4 protein-coding genes and 1 pseudogene are annotated in these 5,971 nt (G+C 51.4%); all 5 read left to right on the top strand.

Features of this window, described 5'->3' with window-relative positions; all coding sequences use genetic code 11:
* Positions 1-83: 83 nt before the first annotated feature.
* Positions 84-581 (top strand): annotated as a pseudogene (locus AC2FEB_RS23205) (phage portal protein family protein); the annotation flags it as partial.
* A 30-nt stretch (positions 582-611) separates the two neighbouring features.
* The gene (locus tag AC2FEB_RS23200) at positions 612-2,201 is read left to right on the top strand and encodes a PBECR2 nuclease fold domain-containing protein (RefSeq protein WP_496884417.1); all 1,590 of its coding nucleotides are present in this window, start codon (positions 612-614) and stop codon (positions 2,199-2,201) included.
* A gap of 113 nt (positions 2,202-2,314) precedes the next feature.
* Positions 2,315-2,794: a phage virion morphogenesis protein gene (locus AC2FEB_RS23195; protein WP_496677678.1), complete on the top strand. Its 480-nt coding sequence runs from the start codon at positions 2,315-2,317 to the stop codon at positions 2,792-2,794.
* Positions 2,795-3,205: 411 nt separating this feature from the next.
* Entirely contained in the window at positions 3,206-4,648 is a 1,443-nt protein-coding gene (locus AC2FEB_RS23190; protein ID WP_496884416.1) for an MBOAT family O-acyltransferase, read from the top strand.
* A gap of 13 nt (positions 4,649-4,661) precedes the next feature.
* Complete coding sequence (locus AC2FEB_RS23185; protein ID WP_496677674.1) at positions 4,662-5,777, top strand: alginate O-acetyltransferase AlgX-related protein; 1,116 nt, start codon at positions 4,662-4,664, stop codon at positions 5,775-5,777.
* Positions 5,778-5,971: the final 194 nt, after the last annotated feature.

Raw genomic sequence — 5,971 nt, 5'->3', positions numbered from 1 at the left:
AAGGTATTCCTCTCGGCCATCGCTCTCGCTGCTACAGTCCTATTCTGGCTGTAATTCAATGAGTCTGGAGCCTAGAGCGCTTCGCCGCGCCGATCCCGGTGGGGAAGTATGTTGAAGGCCGGGGATCACAGCATCAGCGCGAATTGATGAACGTGCTGCAGATGATGAACCGCAGCTCAGCCATCACCGTGCCCATCGGGACCGAGTTGGAGAGTTTTGAAGCCAAGCGCTCAGGAACCGTGGACTATTCCGTGTGGGGTAAATTCTGGAACACGGAGATGTCCAAGGCCGTGCTGGGTGAAACGCTCACCACTGAGATGGGTGAAAACGGCGCACGGGCCGCCTCTGAGACCCATGCCGATATCCTCGACGCTCTGGTCGATAGCGACAGCGATCTGTTGTCTGGCACGTTGAACAATACCTTCGTCCGGTGGCTCTGTGACTTCAACTATCCCAATGCGCTCCTGCCGAAGATCTGGCGGCCCCGACCTGCCAACGAGATGGCGCAGGAGGAGCTGAAGCGCAAACGGGCTGAACGGCGCATCAAGGACATGGATGCGCTCAAGGCTGCGCGTGAGGCGGGTTATGAGCCCAAAGATATCGGTGCCCACATGGACGATGTCTTTGACTGCGACATGCAGGAAATCACGCCTGTCACCAGTCCGGATGCTCAAAAAAAAACTCCTGACATAGCCTTTGCCGATGACGGCCGCGTGTCGATCACGGATCTGATCGCGGCCACCGAGACGGCGATCCGCGTGACGCACGAGGCGTGGATCCGCGAGCTGAAGACGGCGACCGGCCTGCAGGACAGTGCAGACGAAGTCAGGCGGGCGCTACTGGATTGGCAGGTGCGCTTGGTGGCTGAATTTCCCTATGTCGAAGCCTTGGGCGACGCACTGGCGCTGGCTGAGCTGGTCGGTCGCGCAGAAGTGTTGGACGAAGACGGTCCCGCACTGGCCGAACCTAAAATCGGTACCGTGACTTTCAAAGAGGCGCAGGAGTTCCATCGCCAGAAGGTCAGTCTCCCCAGTAAGGTCTGGACCGACACGCTGCACCAGGCGCACGACCGCGCCTTTGTCGTGGCCGGTGCCGATTCCGTATCGCTGGTCGAGGATCTGCGCGGTGCACTGGACAAGGCCATGAATGGCGGCGGTGGGCTGGAAGCGTTCCGGAAAGAGTTCGATGACATCGTTACGCGCCATGGCTGGGACTACAACGGTGGGCGTAACTGGCGAACGCGGGTCATTTACGAAACCAACTTGCGTACTGCGCATCAGGCCGGTCGCCTGAAGCAGATGCGGGATCCGGACGTGATAAAGCTGCGCCCCTATTGGCGTTATATCCATGCGGAGACCCGTGAACCGAAGCAACCGCGTGAAGAACATCTGGCATGGGACGGTATGGTGTTCATGCATGATGATCCGATCTGGGATCGGATTTATCCACCCAATGGCTGGAAATGCTCCTGTGGCGTTGCCACGGTCAGCAGGTCCGGTTTGAAGCGCCTGGGCAAGAATGGACCGGACACCGCGCCTGAGCTGAAGATGCGCAAGGTCACGGACCCGACAACCGGCGAGACAATTGGTGTACCTGAGGGGATCGACATTGGCTGGGGCTATCAGCCCGGCGATACATGGGAGCGCGGGATCGTGCCGCGTGAGCTGCAGAAACCGTTAAACCTGAGCCAGCCGGACATGCCCTTGCCGGTCTCGCCACTGCTTGATCAGCTGGGGCGGCCGTTCACTGCACCGCAGTTGCCGAAAGGTGATCAACCCGAGTTTTATGTGCGGAAATTCCTGCAGCGATTTGGCGCGGATATCGGGCGCGGTGTTATCTACCGCGACCGCGCCGGTCAGGCGGTGGTGATTTCTGACCAGCTGTTCCGGAATGCAGATCGCAGCTGGAAGGTTTTGAAGTTTGGCCGCGAGATCGACATCGAGCGTCTCGCCGAAGCGATCTTCGACCCCGATGAAATCTGGGTTGATTGGGAGGTCGAAGGATCAGGCCAAAATCGCCTCGTGCGGCGGTACCTGCGCTGGCACTCTGAGACCAGCAGCTACAGCTCCTTTGTCTGGGCCACACAGTCCTGGCACGGGCTGACCTCGTTCCCTCCGCGTAAACGTAGTGGCAAAGGCAAACCTGATCAAAACTACATTGAGAAACACCGCAGAGGCGCGTTGATATTCAGACGGGAATAGAGAAAGGCCGGGGGTTGGTGCCCGGCCTCAAGCCGATGACAGGGTCGGGTGACATCTCCAACTGTCTCCGTCATCACGCATCTCAAATCTAATCCGAAACTGAGGTATTTTCAATGAGCGGCGTCCACCTGGAGTTCGGCCTCAACGACAAAACGCTACGGGCGGATATGCAACAAAGACTGGCCCGGCTCGAGAATCCCGAACCCTTCCTGAAATCCATTGGTGAGGAATTTGCGGGTGCTGGTGGCTTCATCAATCAGCGGTTCAAACAGGAGAAAGGCCCCGATGGTAGGCCCTGGGTACCACTCTCTGAAGCCCAGCAGCTACACCGACAAAAGAAGTACGGCAACGCACCGATGACCATCCTGCGGATGCGTGGACATCTGGCGGGATCAATCAACTATCAGGTTGATGGTGGTAAGCTGACGATTGGTACGGGCAAAGAAGTTGAGGACTATGCTGCCATCCATCAGTTCGGTGGTGAGGCAGGACGTGGTTTGAAAGCGGTGATACCTGCTCGGCCGTATCTTGGGTTTTCGGATGTTGATTTGGAACTAATCGAAGAAGAGGCGCTTGGACTTTGGGATGTTTGATTGGGATCAATCGGAAGTCAATGTTGCTATTGTACCACAGCTTAACTGCTACAACTACACTGGGTAACTAGCTGTAAGATACAGGTACCATCACGAGCAAGATGGTGGGCCATATGTATTCAAACAATGTGTCTAAGCAGAGCTATCGCTTCAACACTTTGCAGAACTGGGCATTTTGCGCCGCAGGTCAGCGATAAAACTCTAACTTATTGAAAAATAATAATAAAATAGCCTGGAGTTGCAGCTTGAACACAGTCAGACCTAGTGTCCACAACAAGGATTACATTCTCGCTTGTCATCCCTTAATGGGTCGCTTTGGCGATTAATGCATTCAGCGTGTTCATACACACGGATTTGGAATTTCTAACGGCGAGAGTACCTGTGCTATTCAGTTCTCCAGAATTCATACTTGTGTTCCTTCCAGTTTCCTTAGTTGGGTATTATTTGCTCACATATCAACGAATGGTTTTCGGGGCGAAGCTCTGGTTGGTTTTATGCAATCTGTTCTTTTATGGCTTCTGGAACCCGTTTTATCTACCACTGCTTTTGGGTTCGATGGCAATCAACTACGTGTTGGGTGTCGAACTCGGCCGTTCTGATAAGCGAATACTTCTAACCCGCAAACAGCTTCTGTTTGCTGGCATAGTTTTCAATCTCGGGGCTCTCGCTTACTTTAAATACACTGATTTCCTCGTTGCGAACCTGAATATTTTTATGGGGTCGAACTATGATTTGCCGGGCATCGTTTTGCCGTTGGCCATCAGTTTTTTCACGTTCCAACAAATCGCGTATCTTGTTGATAGCTACCTCAGAGAAACGACGGAATTGGATCCATTAAACTACATGATTTTTGTATCGTTTTTTCCGCAGTTGATTGCTGGCCCGATTGTGCACCACAAAGAGATGCTTCCGCAATTTCGGTCCATGCGAAATGTCCGTCCGAATGTTCAGAACATTTTAGCTGGACTGTTTATCTTCTCCGTCGGCTTGTTCAAAAAAGTCGTGATCGCTGATACGTTTGCGATTTGGGCAACTGCTGGATTTGATGGCGGACAAGTGTTGAGTTTTTGGGAAGCATGGGCGACTAGCCTGTCTTATACTTTCCAGCTCTATTTTGATTTTTCTGGTTACTGCGACATGGCTATTGGCGCGGCTTTATTTTTCAATATCCGGCTGCCACTAAACTTCAACTCACCGTACAAAGCATTAGATATTCAGGATTTTTGGCGCAGGTGGCACATTACATTAGGGCGATTTCTTCGAGACTACCTTTATGTACCCCTAGGAGGGAATCGCGTAGCCGAAGTCGGAGTGTACGCGAATCTGATTGTAACATTTGTACTTGGTGGCCTCTGGCATGGGGCAAGCTGGATGTTTGTCATTTGGGGCACTTTACATGGCGTGGCATTAGCTATTCACCGGCTTTGGCGCAAACTTGGCTTCAAAATGCCAACGGTGCTGGCATGGCTTACAACGTTTGTGTTTGTTGTAGTCTGCTGGGTTTTTTTCAGAGCGACTACACTTGATGATGCGATTAGGGTGCTATCGGGAATGGTTAACATTTCGGGCGCATTTGGTGAAACGAGCGCCTCGTTTACGGCTGATCAATTATCTTGGGGTGGGGTATTTCTAGACAAGATAATGCCTGTATTGCCCGTGGGTCTTGCTGTGTACGCTATACCGTTTAGTGCGATCGGACTGGCATTTTTTATAATATCTCAGCGTAACGGCGTTGAGATGATGGACAACGGTGTCACCACAAAAAAGCTTGCCTATGCGGCCCTACTTTGTTCGACAGGAATCTACGCCAGTCTGATTGCCAAGTCTCCCGTCTTTCTCTACTTTAATTTTTGATCGGGCAACTCAAATGAAGAAAATTATTTGGTTTCTGACTTTCATTGTGTTGATGGTCTCTGCGCTCCCAGCCTATAATATCTATCGATTCATCCACCAAGAATCGGATCAATCGTCTGTACGTTGGTGGGAACGGTCAAATCTCTACAATATTGATGATTTGATCGGGTATGTATCTCGTCCGCTTTACAAAATCGGTATCAGCACAAACCCCGAAAAGGTGATAGTCGGGAAACAGAACTGGTTGTTTCTGGGCAATGAATACGAAAGAGCGGTATCAACTCGCCGGAGCGGCCCCCCTGAGGGCTTTCAAGCACATGCAGAGGGTATGGTTGCGGCGCAATCTGCTTGGAAGGAGTGGCTTTCGGACCAAGGTGTTGAGTTTTTTCACACTATTGTAGGACCTAACAAGAACTCTGTTTATCCAGAGTATCTGCCAGAATGGGTAGAGACCAACGAACCAACTTTGTTAAGCGTGATCATGTCCACGGATGGAGCGGAGAACTACATCTATGATCCGACCAACCTGTTGGTTTCTACGAGAGCAATACTTGGTGATGAGCTTTACTACGATCGTGACACGCATTGGACTGAGTCAGGCGCGCAGCTTGCTGCGCATGCCTTTCTAACACTTGCAAAGGAGCAGATTCCCGAATTGCAATTACCTTTGGTGGACAAAGAGAAACCTGTTCTCACACCATGGCTAGGGGATTTAGCTTCATTTCTTCATCTGGAAGGGTTCATCCAGAATCAAACTATACACGTTCCGCGTATTGTAGATGCAGGCCCCATCAATACTACGCAAATCGATTTTGAAACCGGAGAAGTCAAGCAAAACGGTGGCAACCCACCAGTAGATAATCAGCATAGACCGCTTCTTATCCGATCAGAGAATGCGCTTAATAATAAACGGGTTCTTTGGATGAGGGATTCATTCGGCTACGCTATGTCTCCCTACATGGCTACCACCTTTTCTGAAACGGTCCAGATACACTGGGGAGTTGCTCTACAGAATAATGGGCAATTGCTGGTTGAGCTTGTGGAAACTTGGAAACCTGACCTTGTTTTTTTGACGGCTGTAGAGCGAGCGACGATTCACGAATTTTTGCTGGTAATGCCTCCAAACTGAGTTAGTTTGCCAAGTGGCACTTCAAAGTGGCCTCTGAAAAGGTAGATATCGCTGACACCAGAAGTGCTATCTCCAATCGTCGCGATAGCTAACAAACGGCGTAATATTCACTTAACCTTAGGCTCCAGACTCATTGAATTACAGCCAGAATAGGACTGTAGCAGCGAGAGCGATGGCCGAGAGGAATACCTTTG

Source organism: Ruegeria sp. YTSC106 (assembly GCF_059609765.1).
This window is presented reverse-complemented; position numbering and strand designations above follow the sequence as displayed.

Bases quoted from the DNA above. Each gene is read 5' to 3' on its own strand.
- AC2FEB_RS23200 (WP_496884417.1), top strand. From the start codon at position 612: ATGGACGATGTCTTTGACTGCGACATGCAGGAAATCACGCCTGTCACC.
- AC2FEB_RS23195 (WP_496677678.1), top strand. From the start codon at position 2,315: ATGAGCGGCGTCCACCTGGAGTTCGGCCTCAACGACAAAACGCTACGG.
- AC2FEB_RS23185 (WP_496677674.1), top strand. From the start codon at position 4,662: ATGAAGAAAATTATTTGGTTTCTGACTTTCATTGTGTTGATGGTCTCT.